12 protein-coding genes are annotated in these 16282 nt (G+C 73.3%); 4 read left to right on the top strand and 8 right to left on the bottom strand.

The window, feature by feature from the left end; all coding sequences use genetic code 11:
- Nucleotides 1–154 precede the first annotated feature (154 nt).
- The 3 genes from ACZ4A5_RS11410 to ACZ4A5_RS11400 all read right to left on the bottom strand — a co-directional run bounded on the left by ACZ4A5_RS11410 (nucleotide 155) and on the right by ACZ4A5_RS11400 (nucleotide 4660).
- Nucleotides 155–1744, bottom strand: a complete 1590-nt coding sequence (locus ACZ4A5_RS11410) for a serine/threonine-protein kinase (RefSeq protein WP_467581431.1) — start codon at nucleotides 1742–1744, stop codon at nucleotides 155–157.
- The gene (locus ACZ4A5_RS11405) at nucleotides 1741–3357 is read right to left on the bottom strand and encodes a serine/threonine-protein kinase (protein ID WP_467581728.1); all 1617 of its coding nucleotides are present in this window, start codon (nucleotides 3355–3357) and stop codon (nucleotides 1741–1743) included. Before ACZ4A5_RS11405 ends, ACZ4A5_RS11410 begins: the two co-directional genes overlap by 4 nt.
- A 175-nt stretch (nucleotides 3358–3532) precedes the next feature.
- The gene (locus tag ACZ4A5_RS11400) at nucleotides 3533–4660 is read right to left on the bottom strand and encodes a PP2C family protein-serine/threonine phosphatase (protein ID WP_467581428.1); all 1128 of its coding nucleotides are present in this window, start codon (nucleotides 4658–4660) and stop codon (nucleotides 3533–3535) included.
- A 223-nt stretch (nucleotides 4661–4883) separates the two neighbouring features.
- On the opposite strand from ACZ4A5_RS11400, the gene ACZ4A5_RS11395 reads away from it, so the two are divergent.
- Nucleotides 4884–5285 carry an effector-associated constant component EACC1 gene (locus ACZ4A5_RS11395; RefSeq protein WP_467581425.1) on the top strand — a complete coding sequence of 134 codons (402 nt, stop codon included), beginning with the start codon at nucleotides 4884–4886 and terminating at the stop codon, nucleotides 5283–5285.
- The gene (locus tag ACZ4A5_RS11390) at nucleotides 5282–9841 is read left to right on the top strand and encodes a caspase, EACC1-associated type (RefSeq protein WP_467581422.1); all 4560 of its coding nucleotides are present in this window, start codon (nucleotides 5282–5284) and stop codon (nucleotides 9839–9841) included. Before ACZ4A5_RS11395 ends, ACZ4A5_RS11390 begins: the two co-directional genes overlap by 4 nt.
- A 49-nt stretch (nucleotides 9842–9890) precedes the next feature.
- Here the strand turns inward: ACZ4A5_RS11390 and ACZ4A5_RS11385 are convergent, their stop codons facing one another.
- Nucleotides 9891–10715: a ZIP family metal transporter gene (locus ACZ4A5_RS11385; protein WP_467581419.1), complete on the bottom strand. Its 825-nt coding sequence runs from the start codon at nucleotides 10713–10715 to the stop codon at nucleotides 9891–9893.
- A gap of 200 nt (nucleotides 10716–10915) precedes the next feature.
- Here ACZ4A5_RS11385 and ACZ4A5_RS11380 point away from each other — a divergent pair, with 200 nt between their 5' ends.
- Entirely contained in the window at nucleotides 10916–11863 is a 948-nt protein-coding gene (locus tag ACZ4A5_RS11380) for an SMP-30/gluconolactonase/LRE family protein (protein ID WP_467581416.1), read from the top strand.
- A 99-nt stretch (nucleotides 11864–11962) separates the two neighbouring features.
- On the opposite strand, the gene ACZ4A5_RS11375 is transcribed toward ACZ4A5_RS11380, so the two are convergent.
- Both ACZ4A5_RS11375 and ACZ4A5_RS11370 read right to left on the bottom strand, forming a co-directional pair.
- On the bottom strand, nucleotides 11963–12850 hold the full coding sequence (locus ACZ4A5_RS11375) for an MBL fold metallo-hydrolase (RefSeq protein ID WP_467581413.1): 888 nt from the start codon (nucleotides 12848–12850) through the stop codon (nucleotides 11963–11965).
- Between the two features lie 199 nt (nucleotides 12851–13049).
- Entirely contained in the window at nucleotides 13050–13496 is a 447-nt protein-coding gene (locus ACZ4A5_RS11370) for a nitroreductase family deazaflavin-dependent oxidoreductase (protein ID WP_467581410.1), read from the bottom strand.
- A 212-nt stretch (nucleotides 13497–13708) separates the two neighbouring features.
- On the opposite strand from ACZ4A5_RS11370, the gene ACZ4A5_RS11365 reads away from it, so the two are divergent.
- Nucleotides 13709–14566 (top strand): maleylpyruvate isomerase N-terminal domain-containing protein, encoded by an 858-nt coding sequence (locus ACZ4A5_RS11365; RefSeq protein WP_467581407.1) that lies wholly within the window; start codon nucleotides 13709–13711, stop codon nucleotides 14564–14566.
- A gap of 22 nt (nucleotides 14567–14588) precedes the next feature.
- Here the strand turns inward: ACZ4A5_RS11365 and ACZ4A5_RS11360 are convergent, their stop codons facing one another.
- Together ACZ4A5_RS11360 and ACZ4A5_RS11355 are read right to left on the bottom strand one after the other, a co-directional pair.
- Entirely contained in the window at nucleotides 14589–15284 is a 696-nt protein-coding gene (locus tag ACZ4A5_RS11360) for a YoaK family protein (protein WP_467581404.1), read from the bottom strand.
- A 9-nt stretch (nucleotides 15285–15293) separates the two neighbouring features.
- Nucleotides 15294–16229, bottom strand: a complete 936-nt coding sequence (locus ACZ4A5_RS11355) for a DUF5996 family protein (protein WP_467581402.1) — start codon at nucleotides 16227–16229, stop codon at nucleotides 15294–15296.
- Between the last annotated feature and the right edge of the window lie 53 nt (nucleotides 16230–16282).

The following is a 16282-nucleotide window of genomic DNA, read 5'->3' as shown; positions in this document are numbered from 1 at the left end:
GATCGTTGATGATCACGTCCTGCGGGACGTGGGGACCTGACGAACGGGCAGTGGGCCCGGCTTGAGCCGCTGTCGCCGCGGGGCATCAAGCCGGGCCGTCCGCCGGTATGGACGCGGCAACGAGTGACTGTGACCAGCACTCTCACGACAGACCCTAGCCGGCCCGCGGCGGCATGGCCGCCAGCGCGGCCTTCGTGACGCCCTTGGCTTCGGCTTCGCAGTCGGGGTGCCGGGTGCCGTCCAGGAAGACGCGCACGACGAGGTTGCCGTCACGGACGTTGAGCTGGCAGGTCTTGCGGTCCTTCGCGGAGGCCGTCCAGTGCGCGGCGTCGCCGAAGCCGGCCTCGTCGCGTGTGTCCTTGGGGTCGTGGGCGAATTCCTTGCGCGCCCTCGCCGTGCCGTTGCGGCCGTCGTCCGACCGGTAGAGCTCCCAGGAGACGTCCGCGCTGGGGGTGAAGTTCCAGCCGTCCGGCTGGGGCTGGTCCTTGTCGTACCAGGAGCACTCGGTCCGCGCGGGGTCCTGCTGCTCGATGTCCTTGTCCTTCCTCCGCTCCCCCTGGAGCGGCAGCTTGGACACGGCCTCCGAACACACCGGCATCGTCACGTATTTGTCCGGCGTGCCGCCGCTGCCTCCGCCGTCCCCACGCAGCAGCAGATACGCACCCACGCCGACCGCCGCCGCGAGCACCGCGCCCACCGCGGCCCAGGTCACGGGACGCCGGTGGCGGGGTGGTGCGGCGGGGGTGGCGAACGTGGTGAGCACGGCTGTCGGTGGCGCGGCGGGGGTGTCGTACGTCGTGAGCACGGCCGTCCCCGGAGCGGCGGCGCGCGGCGGTGGTGCCGTGCGCTCGGTGGCGCCGTCGAGCAGGCCCGCGACGCGGGCCCGCTGCTCGTCGACCATCCGGTGCACGGCGGGCGGCCATGGCCGGGCCGCCGGGGCCACCGGGCCGAGGAGGGCGAGCAGTTCGCCGGGGGCGGGCCGGGCGGCCGGGTCCTTCGCCAGGCAGCGGGCGACGATCCCGTGCAGGGACCGGGGCACGCCGCTCAGGTCGGCCTCGGTATGGACGACGTTGTAGAGCGTCTGGAGCGCGGAAGGGCCGGAGAAGGGGCTGCGGCCGGTCGCCGCCATCACGAGCACCGACCCGAGCGAGAACACGTCGCTCGCGCCCGTCACTTCCCGGCTCTGCGCCTGCTCGGGCGACATGTACGGTGGCGAGCCGACCACCCAGCCGGTGCCGGTGAGTTCGGTGACCTCCCCGGCCTGCGCCGCCCGCGCGATACCGAAGTCGATGACGCGGGCGCCGTCCTCCGCGAGCAGGACGTTCTCCGGCTTGAGGTCGCGGTGGACGAGACCGGCCCGGTGGATCTCGCCCAGCGCCGTCGCCAGGCCCACCGCCAGCCGGTGCAGGGCGGGCTCCGGCAGCGCGCCCGCGCGCTCCACGGCCGACCCCAGGGAAGGGCCCGCCACGAACACAGAGGCGAGCCAGGGGAGTTCGGCGTCCGCGTCGGCGTCCAGGACGGCCGCGGTGTACGCGCCGGACACCCTCCGCGAGGCCGCCACCTCCCGCCGGAAGCGGGACCGGAAACCGTCGTCGGCCGCGTGCCGGGCGTGCACCAGCTTCACCGCCGCGGGCCGGCCGTCCGGCGCGACACCGAGCAGCACCCGGCCCATGCCACCCCGGCCGAGCTCGGTGAGGAGGACGTACGGCCCGGCCTTCTCCGGGAGCGGGTGCGGCGCGCTCACAGGGACGCCACCGCTCGCACGCTCTGGCGGGCCATGTCCTTCGTGACGCCCTCACAGACGCCCTTCGGGTAGTGCACGCCCTTGACCTCGACGAACAGGGCCAGGTTGACGTCCCGGGCGTACAGCACGCAGTTGCTCCCGGTCGAGGGCTTCAGCCACATGCCCTCCTCCACGAAGCCGAGCCCGGAGTCGCGCGGGGTGCTGTTGCGCATGTACAGGTCCTCGTAGTGCCGCTTCGCCAGCTCGGCGCCGGTGGGACCGCCGGGACGGGAGGGGTAGAGGTCCCAGATGACGGTGATCTGGTCGCCGGAGCGGGTGGTCCAGTCGCAGGTGGTCTGCGGGTGTGTGTGCCCTCCGCCGTCCTGGGCCTGCCACACGGAGTCGGGGAAGTTGCCCCCCGGGTCGCCGAAACCGGACGGGGCCTTCATGCTGCCGCGGACCTGCACACAGGTCGGGACCGTCTTGGTGTACTTGTCCCGCACCTGCGCCAGCGGGACCGAGCCGGGGGTCGGCACGGGCTCGGGGACGAACGTGTAGTAGACGTCGGCCGGGCCGATCACCAGGACCGCGACCGCGGCCGCCGCGAGCACGGCGCCCGCCACGATCGCGGTGACGAGCCGACGGGAGCGGCGACGTGGCGTCGTCGGAGGCTGTGTCGTCCCCACGGTGGGAGGTGCCGCAGGGGCGGGCGGGACAGCCGGGACAGCCGGGACGGCCGGCGGCGCCGTGCCGGCCGTGGCCGCGAGCCGGGCCGCCCAGGACCGGCGTTCCGCGATCCGCTCGTACACCGCCGCCGGCCAGGGCCGGGCGGAAGGGGCGAGCGGGCCGATCAGGTCGAGGAGCTGGGCCGGGGCCGGCCGTGCGGCCGGGTCCTGCGCCAGGCACGGCTCGACGATCCGGCGCAGCCGGGGCGGCAGGGAGCCGAGGTCGGGGACGTCGTGGGCGACGGCGTGCATGAGCGCGAGCGGCGAGTCCCCCGCGTACGGGCTCCGGCCCGTGGCGGCCGTGACGAGCGTGACGCCGAGCGAGAACACATCGCTCGCCGGCCCCGGCCGCTCGCCCCGGACCTGCTCCGGCGACATGAACGCGGGCGAGCCGATCACCGCGCCCGTGTGGGTCAGCTTCGTCTCGTGGTCGGCGGCGCGGGCGATCCCGAAGTCGACGACGCGTACGCCGTCCTCCGTCAGCAGCACGTTCGACGGCTTCAGGTCCCGGTGCACGAGGCCGGCCCGGTGGATGTCGTCCAGGGCCTGGGCGAGCCCGGCGGCGAGCAGCCGTACGGCCTCCTCGGGCAGCGTGCCGCCCGCGTCCAGCGCCTCACTCAGCGCGGGCCCCGGCAGGAAGAGGGAGGCGAGCCACGGCGTCGGCGCGTCCGGGTCGGCGTCGACGACCGGCGCGGTGTAGGCCCCGGACACCCGCCGCGAGGCGTCCACCTCCCGCCGGAACCGCGTACGGAACCCGGGATCCTCCGCCAGATCGGCGTGCACCCGTTTGACGGCCACGAGCCGCCCGTCGGGCGCCACCCCGAGCAGCACCTGCCCCATGCCACCCTGCCCGAGCACCCCGACCGTCCGAAACGGCCCTACGTGCGTCGGTCTGTCCGCTCCCAGCATGCCCATGCCGAATCCGTCCTCCCCCTGGAACGGGTGGATCTTACTAAGGGTGCGAGCTTTGGGGTGAGGGGGACGTGGGAGTCCTTCCGGACGGGGGCGTGGGGGGCCTTCGCGAGGGACACCGGCACCTGTGCCCTGGACGAGGGCAAGGCTCGGCTTGTGGCCGGTCGGTCGTCTACGCAGCCCGCCCCTTCGGGCCGTCCAGCGGAGCCGGGGCTTCGTGGGAGCGTACGGCCAGCGCCGCGATGTCGTCGTCCAGGCCGCCGCTGCTGTACTGGAGGAGATCGCGGTGGAGGCGGTCGAGCAGTTCGCGGGGGTGGACCGGGGTCTGCCGGCGCATCCAGTCCGCCAGTGGGAAGAACTCGCCCGCGCGGTCGCGGGCCTCGGTGACGCCGTCGGTGTAGAGGAGCAGTTGGTCGCCGCGGGCGAAGGCGAACGTGTCGGTCTGGTAGTGATCGCCGATCAGGTCCGCGAGGTTGAGCAGGGGTGAGGGGGCGGTCGGGTCCAGGACGCGCACCCCCTCCCGGGTCAGGAGCAGCGGCGGGGGATGCCCGAAGTTGAGGATTCTGACGATGCCGCCCTCGTAGGGGATCTCGACGAGGACGGCGGTGGTGAAGCGCTCCATCAGGTCGTCAGGGGGGAAGGCGGCGTTGTAGCGGGTGCTGCTGGCCTCCAGGCGGTGGGCGATGCCGGCGAGGTCGGGTTCGTCGTAGGCCGCCTCCCGGAAGGAGTTGACCACCGCCGCGGCCGCGCCGACCGCCGGCAGGCCCTTGCCCCGTACGTCGCCGATGAGCAGCCGGACGCCGAAGCCCGTGTCGGCCACCTCGTAGAAGTCGCCGCCGATGCGGGCCTCCGCGGCGGCCGCGAGATACAGCGACTCGACCTCGATGCCGCCGTAGCAGCGCGGCATCGGGCCCAGGACCACCTGCTGCGCGGCGTCGGCGACGAGCCGGACCTGGAACAGGGACTGCTCGCGCTGGAGCCGGACGTGGCTGCCGTAGGCCGCCGCCACGGTGACCGCGACGATCCCCGCCGCCGTGTACCCCGTCCCGAGGTCGGGGAAGACGATGCCGAGCCCGATCATGAGCAGAAAGCAGACCGTCCCCAGCAGCACCGTGGGCAGCACGGGCCACATGGCGGCCGCGAGGGCGGGGGCCGCGGGCAGGATGCGGCTGAAGGCCATGCTCCGGGGCGTGGTGTACGCCAGGCTGGCGATGACGGCCGTCAGGAGCACGGGGGACAGCAGAACCGGCGACCACCGGCCTTGGGGACGGTGGAGACGCTGCTGCCCAGGCTTGCCCATGCTGGGCATCATATCTGTGCAATATGGATATATGGCTTCTTTTGGGCGCCCATCGCTGGGCGCCCGCCGCCGGGCGGGGGTCCGTGCTGTGCCGGTGATCGGCGGATGCTTTCGAAGTAACGTTCGATGACGGGCCATGTCGGCGGCCACCCCGGCGCCCTGATCGGACAGCCGTTCCCGTCAATGCCTCCCACGCGCCCCTCGCCGTCACTACGCTCACAGCATGCAGGTGACCATCACCGTGGAGAGTGGACACGGCCCCGCGGGGCCCGATGACTTGAGGCGCTGGCTCGGCGGGCAGCCCGCGCTGCGCGGCAGGGTCCGCAGACAGGCGGACGAGCCGCTGCCGGGGGCCATGGGGACCGCCGGGGACGTCGTGCTGGCGCTGCTCGAGCCAGGAGGTGTGGCCGCCGCGTTCGCCGGGGCGGTGGTCGCCTGGGTGCGGACCCGCCGCGGTACGCAGACAGTGACGATCACCCGGCCCGACGGCACGCGGCTGACCCTCAGCACCACCGAGGTCAAGGGGCTCGACGCCCGGCAGGCCGCCGAGCTGGCCCAGCGGCTGGCCGCCACCCTGGAGGACGGCCCCGCCGAAGTGCCGCCCGCCACGCCGCCGGCGCCGTGACCGGCGACGCGACGGCGGCCCCCGCGACCGGCCTGGCCGCGCCGGGCACCCGGGCCGTGCTCGTCGGCACCGGCAGGCACGCGTCCGGATCGGCCCTCCCCGCGCTGCCCGGCGTCGACACCACACTCGACGACCTGGGCCGGATCCTCCGCGACGGCTGCGGAATGCCGGAAGGACACATCCGCCGGGTCCCCGCCGACGCCACCGCCGCCGAGGTGATCGGCGCGGTCGAACAAGCGGTCGCCGAGGCCACCGGCACCGTGCTCTTCTGCTACACCGGCCACGGCCTCCTCGGCCCCGGTGACCAGCTCTACCTCGCCACCCGCGGCTCACTGGCCGAGGACACGATCTCCCACGGCGTGCCGTACGGCGTCGTCAAGGACCTGCTCGGCGGCGCCATGGGCGGCAGCGTCGTGATCCTCGACTGCTGTTTCTCCGGGCGCGCCGCCGCTCCCGGCCGTCACCGCGGCGTCTACGACTCGGCCCTCCCCAACGGCAGCTTCCTGCTCACCTCCGCCTCCGACTTCGCCCTCTCCTACGCGCCGGAGGGGGAGCGGCACACCCTCTTCGGCGGCCGGCTGCTGCGGCTGCTGGAGGAGGGCGACCCGTCCGGCCCGCCCCTGCTGACGATGGACGACGTCCACGCGTACCTCGACCGGGCCTTCCGGGACGGGCCGGCCCGCCCGCACCGGCAGAGCGGGGGCACCCTCGGCGCGCTGGTCGTCGCCCCGAACCACGCCTACCGCCCCGAGCGCCCCGCGGCCGCGCTGCCGCCCGCCGACGTGCCCTGCCCGTACCCCGGCATGGAACCCTTCCGGCCCGAGGACCGCGCCCACTTCTTCGGCCGAGAGGAGGTCACCGAGCGACTGCTGGACGCCGTCTGCGACCCGGCGGCCGACGGCCGGCCGCTCGTCCTCGTGGGGGCCTCGGGGGCGGGGAAGTCCTCGCTGCTGCGGGCCGGGCTGCTCGCGGGCCTGGAAGACCGGCACGCGGCAGGCCGTCCCGGCGTGCCCTGGCCCGCCCTGCTGCTGCCCGCGCCCGGCCCGCACCCGCTGCGCGCCCTCGCCGAGCGCTGGGCCGCCGCGACCGGTCACCCGGCCGACGAGGTCCACCGCGCGCTGGCCGCGGGAGAGGAACTCCCCGCACCACGGCCGGGCTTCCCGGCCTGCCGGTCACTGATCGTGGACCAGTTCGAGGAGACCTTCACCCGCTGCGCGGATCCGGAGGAACGCACCCGCTTCGTACGCCTGCTGTGTGCCACCGGCGGTGCCGGGCCCGCACGCCCGCGCGTCGTCCTCGGGCTGCGCGCCGACCACTACGGCAGCTGCCTGGCCCACCCCGAGCTCGTGCGGGCCCTGGAACACGGCCAGTTCACGGTGTCGCCCATGGGCGAGGCGGCGTTACGGACCGCCGTCGAACAGCCCGCGCTCCGCGCCGGGCTCGCCCTGGAGGACGGCCTCACCGACCGCCTCATGGCGGACCTGCGGCAGGACTCCGGGCGGGACGACCCGGCGGACGACACACCCGAAGCCACCGCGCTGCCGTTCCTCGCCCACGCCCTCCGCGAGACCTGGCTGCGCCGCTCGGGCGCCCTCCTCACCCTGGCCGGCTACCAGGCCACCGGCGGCATCCGGGAGTCCGTCGCCACCACCACCGAGACCCTCTACCAGGAACTGGACGCACCCTCCCGAGAGGCCCTGCGCGAACTCCTCCTGCGCCTGATCCAGTTGACCGCGAACGCCGAGGCCGTACGCCGCCGGGTCGACCTCCCCCGCCTGCTCGCCGAGCGGCCGGAGCACGAGCGGCGGCTCATCGGGGACGTGTGCGACCGCCTCGCCGCCGCCCGCCTGGTCACCGTCGACCAGGACGGCGCCCAGATATCCCACGAGGCGCTGTTGCGCGCCTGGCCCCGGCTGCGCTCGTGGATCCGCGACGCGCGGGCCGAACTCCTCGCTCACCAGGAGCTGTCCGACGCGGCGACGGCCTGGGAGGAGAACGGCCGCGACCCCGGCTATCTCTACACCGGCAGCCGCCTGGAGCGGATCCGGGCCTGGCTGGCCCCGTCGGACACCGGCCCGTCCATCGCGCTCACCGCGACGGAACGGGCCTTCGCCGAGGCCGGGGTGCGCGCGGCGCGCCGCCGCCGGCGCCGCCGCGTGGCCTTCGCCGCCGTGGCGGCCTGCCTGGCACTGCTGCTCACCGGGGTCGGCACGTTCGCCGTCATCGAGCGGGGGCGCTCGCAGCAGCGGGCGGCGGTGCTGGACTCCAAGCTCATCGCCGGGCAGGCGGAATCCATGCGAGCGCTGGACGCGGGGGCGGCACTCGATCTGAGCCTCGCGGCGTACGGCGCTGCGCACACGGTCGAGGCGCGGACGAGCCTGCTCCGCAGCGCGATGGCCCCGGTGAGCATCCGCCTGACCGGGCACACCGACCAAGTCCTGAAGCTGGCGTTCCACAAGGGCGGGAAGGTGCTGGCCAGTTCGTCCAAGGACGGCACCGTACGGCTGTGGGACACCAGCGACCCGTACCACCCGGCCGCCGGTCCCGTGCTGCGGACCGGTCAGGCGGTGAGCGCCGCCTGGCGTCCGGACGGGCGCTATCTCATGGGCGCCACGCATGAAGCCCTCTTCGTCTGGGACGCGGCCGACCCGCTCCACCCGCGCCAGGTGGCGCGGGTGCCGGCGGCGGCGGGCTATATCTCCAGCGGGGTCGCCTTCAGCCCGGACGGCCGGACCTTCGCGGTGCCGGCGGAGCGCGGGCGGGTGTGGCTGTGGGACGTGAGCGATCCCGCCCACCCGGTGTCCAGCATGGTCCAGGTCGCCGACGACAAGGACGGCAGGATCGTCGGGGAGGTGGCCTACAGCCCTGACGGGCGGGTGCTCGCGGCGTCGGTCCAGGACGAATCCGTGCGGCTGCTGGACCCGAGCCAGGCGCGTACGCTCAAGCCGCTCGTGACGCTCAAGGATGTCCACGTGTTCTCCCTGGCCTTCAAACCGGGCAGTCGGCTGCTGGTCGGCGGGGGCAAGCAGAAGCTGAAGCTGTGGGACACGACGGACCCGGCTCATCCCCGGAGCCGGGACGATGTCTCCGGATACAGCCTGTCCAATGGTCTCTACAAGTCCCTTGCCTTCCGCGGCGACGGGGCGTTCATGGCGGTGGCGGACGAGGGGGGCCGCTCGCTCCATACCTACGAATTCCCCGAGTCCCGCGATCCCTCGTTGGACGGCGATGTGCCGACGGGGGAGTTCGCACGCTCGGTCGCCTACCAGCCCGACGGCCGGGGTGTGGCGGTCGGTGACGCGACCGGGCAGGTCACCGTGCGCGAATCCCCGGCGCGGTCCCTGCCGTCGACGCTCGTGAACACGGTGAACGTGCCGGGTGATGGGTTCGACCCGGCCGCACGCTATGTGGTGACAGCGGGTGATTACGGCACCAAAGGCCCGGTGCGGATCTGGGACATCGGCGCTACGCCCTCCGCTCCACAGCAGATCGCCGAGCTGCCGAAGCCCTGGGACACCGCCTCGTTCATCGCGCACGGACGGTTGCTGCTGAGTCGGAACAGCGACCAGGACCGCCTCAAGCTGTGGCACTTCGACCACGGCCGGCTGCGGCCGGGACACGAGTTCATGCTGCCGGCCGGAGCGGTGAAGGACGACAATCCCGCGGATGCCGCGGTGAATCGCGAGGCCACCCTCCTCGCTCTGCGGGGCGAATCCGGGAGTGCGGTCGAGATCTGGGACATCCGCGACATCGACCACCCGGAGCGCCTCGCCCAGGTGCCCTGGCCGGAGGGCGACGGCCAGAAGCTGATGGGTATTCAGTCGGGGGGTGTGCTGGTGCTGATGGCCCCGCTGGAGACCCAGCTGTGGGACGTACGCGACCCCCGGCACCCCCGACGGGCGGACACGGTGAAGGAAAAGCCGTCGGCGATGTTCGGCGCCTCTCGGGGAGCCTTCCTGGTGAGCAGGGAGAAGGCACGCTCGACCGAGGAACCCAACGCGCACATATGGGCCGTCGCCGACGACGGCACCGCGAAGCTGAACGGTTCGATCAACAGCAAGGACTGGACGATTTCCGTCCTCGCCTCCGACCGCGCCCTGGCCACCCTCTCCAACGCCGGCCGGCCGATGCTGTGGGACCTGCGCAAGCCGCAGCAGCGCGGGATTCCACTGCTGGGCCCCGCCCCCAAGTTCCAGTATGTGAAGGCTGCCCGGGACCGTCGGCTGCTGGTGGCCTGGAACAGCGACGGTTTTCTCGGCCTGTGGCGCATCTCGGACCCGGACGGCGCCCGGCCCGGCGGCGACGACGAACAGCTCGTGATGTCCGACGGAGGAGCACAGGGCGTGAACGTGCTCGACGTGAGCCCTGCTGGTGATCTTTTCATGACGGCGAGAGGGGGAAATCCCCTCAAAGCCTTCGGCAGCCAAGGTCTCGTGGTGAGCACCGACTTCACCCAGCTCACCCGCACCCTGTGCTCGGTCCGCGGCGCCCCCATGTCCGACAAGCAGTGGAAAGACCTCCTGCCCGGCGTCGACCGCCGCACCGGCTGTAAGTGACGAGGCCGGGACGGGCGGGAGTTCGGTCCGCCCGTCCCGGCCTCGTGGGTCAGGCCCCCGCCGCCGTGACGACGGCGTCCGTGGCGAAGCCGAGCAGGAGTCCGAGCAGGACGCACCACGTCGTGAGCCGCTTCACGGCCGCCTTGCGGGCCACGGCGAGGAGTTCGATGACGACGTAGAGGATCGAGCCCGCGGCCAGGCCCAGGAAGGCGGTCGAGAGGGTGTCGTTCACCAGGCGCTGGCCGACGAGGGTGCCCAGGAACGTGGGCCCGCCGCCGATCAGGCCGAGCCACAGCAGCGTGAGCCAGGAGGGGCGTTCGCCCTCGGCGGCCAGCGGGGCCACGATGCCGAAGCCCTCGGTGGCGTTGTGCAGACCGAATCCGACGATGAGCAGTACGGCCAGGGAGATGTCCCCCTTGGCGGCGGAGTTGCCGATGGCCAGGCCCTCGGCGAAGTTGTGCAGCCCGATGCCGGTGGCGATCATCAGGGCCAGCTCGCCCGCCTGCGTACGGGCGTCACGCGCGGGTTCGGCGACGGCGGCGCCGGGGCCGTCCGTCCGTCGGGCGGCGGCGCGGCGGCGCGCGGCCCAGGTGTCGTAGGAGACGAGGCCGGCCAGCCCGAGGGTGAGCCCGAGGGCGAGGACGGACCCGTCGGAGGCGACGGTGCCCCAGGTGTGGTCGGTGAGTGCCTGGTCGACCGGTTCCCAGGCGTGGGCCAGGACGTCCCAGACGAGGAAGATCAGGATGCCGATGGCGGTGGCGTTCAGGCCGGCCTTCAGGCGGGGGGTGGGCCCGCGCAGCCGGCCGACGGGGAGTCCGAGGTAGATGGTGAAGCCCGCGATGGCGCCGAGCAGGGCGATGTTCGAGCTGGACACGGGGAGCCTCCGTGGTGGGGAGAGCGGAGAAGTGGGGGGAGGCGACCGTCGACTTTAGGTCAAGTGAGGCTTGCCTAAAAACAGTTCGGCCGTGAATTTGAGAAGCTCGTTACCTCGCAGGTCGGGGCATTATCAGCGCCGTACCGTCAGGGCAATCGAACTGCTCCGACGCGCCCCGCGATCGAAAGGACCCACCCGTCATGACACGCTTACGCAGAGCGGTCTTCGCCGCGAGCCTCGTGTCCGCGCTGCTGGCCGGCGGCTCGCAGCTGCCCGCCGCCGCGGCTCAGGCGTCCGGTGCCAGGGCCCTCGCCGAGTGTACGGAGAAGGCGGGCACCGAGGTCTTCCACAAGGGCGGCGTGCCGCTGCTCGACTGGAAGGAGAACCTGGAGTTCGACGGGCGCGGCACCCTCTGGGTCGCGCACCTCACCAAGAACCGGGTCGAGGGCTACGCCCCGGACGGCAGGCTCAAGGCCAGCGTCCCCGTGAGCGGCCCCGGCGGGATCCGGCGCGGTCCCGACGGGAAGATGTACGTCAACTATGGCGTGAATCCGCTGTCTTCCTGGGCGACGGGCGGCGGCATCGTGCGGTTCGATCCGACCGCCGCCGCCCCGAAGGCGGAGACGTTCGTGGACGGGCTGTCCGGCGTCAACGGCCTGGTCATCGACTCCGGAGGCAATCTCTACGTCAGCCGCGAGCTGGCCACCGGCATCCTCAAGATCCGGCCGGACGGCACGAAGGACGAGCAGTGGACGCGGGCGGCGGACGTCTTCGGCACCAACGGCCTGGAGATCGTCGGTGACCAGCTGTACGCGAGCGTCATCACCGACACCGCGTCCCCGGTCGTCCGCGTCCCCCTGAACGATCCGGCGGCCCACACCAGGGTCGTCGAACTCAGCCCGAACCCGCTGAAGACCAAGGTCCTCGACGACCTCACCGCCTTCGAGGGCAAGCTGGTGGTCGCGAGCTTCCGCGACGGTGAGCTCATCCAGGTCGACCCGGCCACCGGCCGCTCCTGCGTGCTGGTGTCGGGGCTGCGCATGCCCACGAGCGTCCGCGTCCCCCGTGGCTTCGGCGACCACGACGGGCGGCGCGAGCTGTTCGTGTCCGAGGCGTCCGGCCGCGTCGTCAAGGTGACGGTCGGCTGACGGGGGGCGCTACGGAACGGCGCCGGGCCGACGGGGTCCCACCGTCCACGCCGTCGGCCGGCCCGCTGCCCGGGGCGGTCCGGCGGTCCGTGCGCGCCGTCACCAGCGCAGGGCGCTGAAGTCGACGGCGCGGGGCCGGAGTTCCCGCGTGCGGTCCGCCAGCCGTCGCATGCGCGCGGCCATGTCGTCGGCGGGGAGGTGCCGCCGGTCGCCGTGGCCCGGCAGCAGCCACTCGAAGCGCAGCTCGGCGGCGGTCCGGGCCAGGGAGGCGGCCAGCACCTCGATGGAATACCACGTGACGCTGTCCGCCACCTCGATGTCCCCGGTCGTGCGCGACCAGTAGAAGCTGTCGCCACTGAAGCAGTAGCGCTCGTCCGCGATGTAGACGACGCTCCCGCGCGTGTGCCCGGGAAGGGGGTGGGCGACCAGGCCGTCGGCGATCCGGACCGCTTCCGTGCCGCTGAGCACGCGGTCGGCGTCCGGGGCCGCGTCGAGGTCGCCCTCGTGGATCCACAGCCGGGCGCCGAAGCGGTCGGCGTAGCGGCGGCCGTGCGCGGCGTGGTCGCGGTGGGTGAGCAGGACGTCGGTGACGGGCCCCAGCGCCTCGTACCGCGTGGCGAGCGGGGCGCTCCAGCGCGGCGTGTCGATCATCATCGTGGTGCCGCCGGGGCGGCGCAGCACATAGGAGTTGGCCCCCGCGGTGCGCGTGGAGTTGTGCCCGCACAGGTACACGCCCTCGTCCAGGGCCATCGGGAAGGGGTCCAGCTCCGTGCCCAGCCGCCCCGCCGGCGGGTGGATCGACCGGGTGTGGCAGGCGTACGCCGCGGCGTGGAGCGCCTGGACCTCGGCCTGGTCGCGCGGCGCGCGGAGAACGACCGACCGGCCGTCCGCCTCCCCGATCAGGCCGGGGGCCAGCTGCCGTGCGACATCGCAGTTGGTGCACCGCTCGTCCACGCGCCACTCGCCCTCGAACCGTTCCGCACCCATGGCCCCACTCCCTCACGTGCCGCGCCCGCCGACCGGCGGCTCACCCTCAGGGATATCCCGCGCCGCGGGGAAAGGGGAACGGGGCCCGGGCCTTGTGCTTGTGGGGCGGCGCTGCTCTTGGCGGCACCTGCGATGACACACGGTGACCACGTTGTTACTCCGGCCGACCGGGCGGGCCGGTCGGCCGGACGTACGCGGGTCAGTGCCCGGAAGGCGTCGGCTCCAGGACGAAGACCGGGATCTCGCGCTCGGTCTTCTTCTGGTAGTCGGCGTAATCGGGGTAGGCCGCGACCGCGCGCTCCCACCAGCGGGCCTTCTCCTCGCCGGTGACCTCACGGGCCGTCATGTCCTGGCGCGCGGGCCCGTCCTGGAGCTCCACGCGCGGGTCGGCCACGATGTTGTGGTACCAGACGGGGTGCTTGGGCGCGCCGCCCAGGGAGGCGACCACGGCGTAGCGGCCGTCGTGTTCCACCCGCATCAGCGGGGTCTTGCGGATCTTGCCGCTCTTCGCGCCCAGGGTCGTGAGGACGACGACGGGCATGCCCCGCATCGTCGTCCCCTGTGTGCCGCCCGAGCTCTCGTAGAGCTCGACCTGCTCGCGGGCCCGCCGGTCCGGGCTCGGTTCGTACTCACCCTCAAGAGGCATGCTGCCGTCCTGTCTTCGGAGTCTCGTCTCGGAACACACGCAGTGGCGGTCACGGACTTGTCGCCGGGGCCGCCCTGTTCTCTCCTTCAACCATCACATCCGCTGACATCATCCCCTCCTTCCCCCTCCCGCGCACGAGGACCGCGCCGACGCCTTCCACCGCCGGACTACCGGCGGTAACCTGCGATGTCGTTCGCTGTGAGGAGTGATCTGTGGGCGCAGCCGCCGGCTTCGATCCCGCCGTCGAGCACGAGCGGACCCGCGCCGCGCTGCGCGCCGCCGTCCCGCGCCTGGCCGGGCTGCTCCGCGACGCGCCGGACAGGGGCGCGCCCTCCGGCCTCCCGGCGTGGACGGTGAGCGATGTCGACGCGCACCTGTGCGCCGTGTATCTGGCGTACTGTTCCGCGTTCACCGGGGAGTTCGACGGCTGGGACGACGTACTGCCGCCCGGCGACGGGCCGTTCGCCGAGCGGATCACGGCCGTGAACGCCAAGGCGATCGGCGTCTTCGCCGAGGAGGCGCGGGCCCGCCCCGGCGAGGCGGTCGCCGAGCGGGGCGAGGCGTTCCTCCGGCTCACCGAGAGGCTCGCGCCCGACACAGCCGTCCCGACGCCCTGGTACGGCGGGGGCGTCGTGCTCACGCTGGCGGCGGCGACCGGGCTGATGCTCAGCGAGACGCTCGTCCACGGCCTCGACGTGGCGCGCGGCGCCCGCCTGCCGTGGGCGATATCGCCGGACGAGGCGCGCCTGGTCATCGGGCAGGCGTTCCCGGCGATGATGCCGATGGCCCTGGATGTGGCGAAGGCGCGCGGGGTCCGCCTCGCGTTCGACGTGGCCGTCAAGGGCGGTCCCCGGCTGGCGGTCGTCGTGGAGGACGGGGCCGCGACGGTGACCCGCGACGCCCCGCCGCGCTCCTACGACTGCCGGATCACGGCGGCGCCGGTCACGTTCCTGCTGATCGGCTTCCGGCGCGTCCCGCTCTGGAAGGCGATCGCGCGCGGCCGGGTGCGGGCCGCCGGTCGCAGGCCGTGGCTCGCCACCCGCCTCACGGAGCTCATCGCCAGCCCCTGACTCCCCGGCTCCGCAAGGTAGTTCACCCAGCGGTCGGCCGGCCGTGGCCCCCGGTCACCGTCACCACGACGAGCAGCGCCACCGCCGCGGCCAGCGCCTGCGGCGCCCCCGCCCGCAGGAAGAGGGCGCCGCCGCACAGCGCCCCGGCGAACATGGTGGCCAGGGAGACGAAGCGGCGTACGCTCGCGGGGCCCGGCTCGTCGGCGATGAGGCCGGTGACGGTGCGGGTCAGCACGGTGGTCGTCAGGTCGGGGACGCCGAGCGCGCGGACGACCGCGTTCTGCATGCCCATCCCGCACGCGAGCAGCGCGATGAGCGCGGCCTTCGCCGGGGCCGCCCTGTGCCCCGCTGTCAGCGTGACCACCAGCGCCGCCGTGACCAGGGCCGCGTGGGCGGTGGTGACCGCGGCGAACAGCCGTCCGGTGTGCGGGACCCGCCGCCCGAGGTGCCCGGCCGTCCACGCGCCCGCCATGAACGCGCCGAAGGCGAGCAGCGACGCCCAGGCCGACAGGTTCCGGGCCCCGGCCAGGGCGAAGCCCAGGAAGACGACGTTGCCGGTCATGTTGGCCACGAAGACGTGGTCGAGGCCGAGATAGCTCACCGCGTCCACGAAACCGGTGACGAGTGTGAGCAGGACGAGCGCGGCCGGGAGAGTGCCGTGCGCGTTGCCGCCGCCGGGGAACAGCCGGTCGGCGGCGCCCTCCAGCACCTTCCTCATGACATGCCGTCAGGTGTCGGCGCGCGGATCGGTGACGCCCCCCGGGCAGGCGAGGCGTTCGGTGTCCCAGCCCGCGAGCCCGGCCGCGGCCTGATAGACCGTCTCGTAGAAGTCGAGCACCTTCGCCACCGCGTCCGGCTCGCCGCGCACGTCGTCGTAGGCCAGCGTGGCCAGGTGACTGCCGCGCCGCTCGGCCCACCGGGCCGCCTCCGGCCGCAGGGGCTGGGCGGCCAGGCCCGTGGGCTCGGGCGCGGCGTATGAGTAGAAGGCGGGGTGGGGGAAGGTGTCGTCGCCGAACCAGAAGCCCGCGCTGACGACCTCGCGGGAGTACGCCTCCCGGGTCACGGGGTCGGCCTCCGGCGGTGGGTCGGCTCTGCGGTCCGAGAAGCGGGTGACCGCGAGGTCGAAGGTGTGCCAGAAGTGATGGACAGGACTGATCTTGCCGGAGTAGCGCGACGAGAACTCCTCCAGCACCAGGCTCACTTGGCTGAGCACCTGCCAGTACCGGTTGACCCAGAACGGGTCATAGGAGGCGTGCTCGGTGTCCTCGGTGAACGGCCGCCGCGCGTCGGGCAGGTCGAACGGGTGCGGATGCGCGACGGTCACCTCCGCCCCGATCGCCCGCAGGGCCGCGAGCGTCCTGTGGTGGAACGCGGCCACGGACTGCCCGAGCAGGGAGAACGACTGCTGGCCGCCGTCCAGGGCACGCACGATCAGCCGGTGGGTCACGAAGTCGAAGTCGATCGTGAAGACCGGATTGCCGTCCAGCAGCCCCATCGGGCGGGTGGTGATGCCGGACCCGGTGACATGGAAGGGGACGTTCCACCAGTGGTTCCGCCGGGTGCTCCCGGCCAGCCGGATCTTCCCGATGAACTGCGCGAAGCGGTGCAGCGTCTCCTTCGACGCCTGCCACTGGGCCAGCGGGATCGGGGGAAAGACCTCCACGCCGCCTCACTCCTCGCGCTCGCCCCGGCCGGGCCCGGCCGCGGCTTCCGAGG

The organism is Streptomyces sp. NPDC025618, assembly GCF_055558795.1.
Note: the sequence above shows the minus strand (reverse complement) of the source record. Positions and strands in the feature narration are given on the sequence as shown.

Coding starts and splice junctions, on each gene's coding strand:
- ACZ4A5_RS11405 (WP_467581728.1), bottom strand. CDS start 3,357: ATGCTGGGAGCGGACAGACCGACGCACGTAGGGCCGTTTCGGACGGTC.
- ACZ4A5_RS11400 (WP_467581428.1), bottom strand. CDS start 4,660: ATGGGCAAGCCTGGGCAGCAGCGTCTCCACCGTCCCCAAGGCCGGTGG.
- ACZ4A5_RS11395 (WP_467581425.1), top strand. CDS start 4,884: ATGCAGGTGACCATCACCGTGGAGAGTGGACACGGCCCCGCGGGGCCC.
- ACZ4A5_RS11380 (WP_467581416.1), top strand. CDS start 10,916: ATGACACGCTTACGCAGAGCGGTCTTCGCCGCGAGCCTCGTGTCCGCG.
- ACZ4A5_RS11375 (WP_467581413.1), bottom strand. CDS start 12,850: ATGGGTGCGGAACGGTTCGAGGGCGAGTGGCGCGTGGACGAGCGGTGC.
- ACZ4A5_RS11370 (WP_467581410.1), bottom strand. CDS start 13,496: ATGCCTCTTGAGGGTGAGTACGAACCGAGCCCGGACCGGCGGGCCCGC.
- ACZ4A5_RS11360 (WP_467581404.1), bottom strand. CDS start 15,284: ATGAGGAAGGTGCTGGAGGGCGCCGCCGACCGGCTGTTCCCCGGCGGC.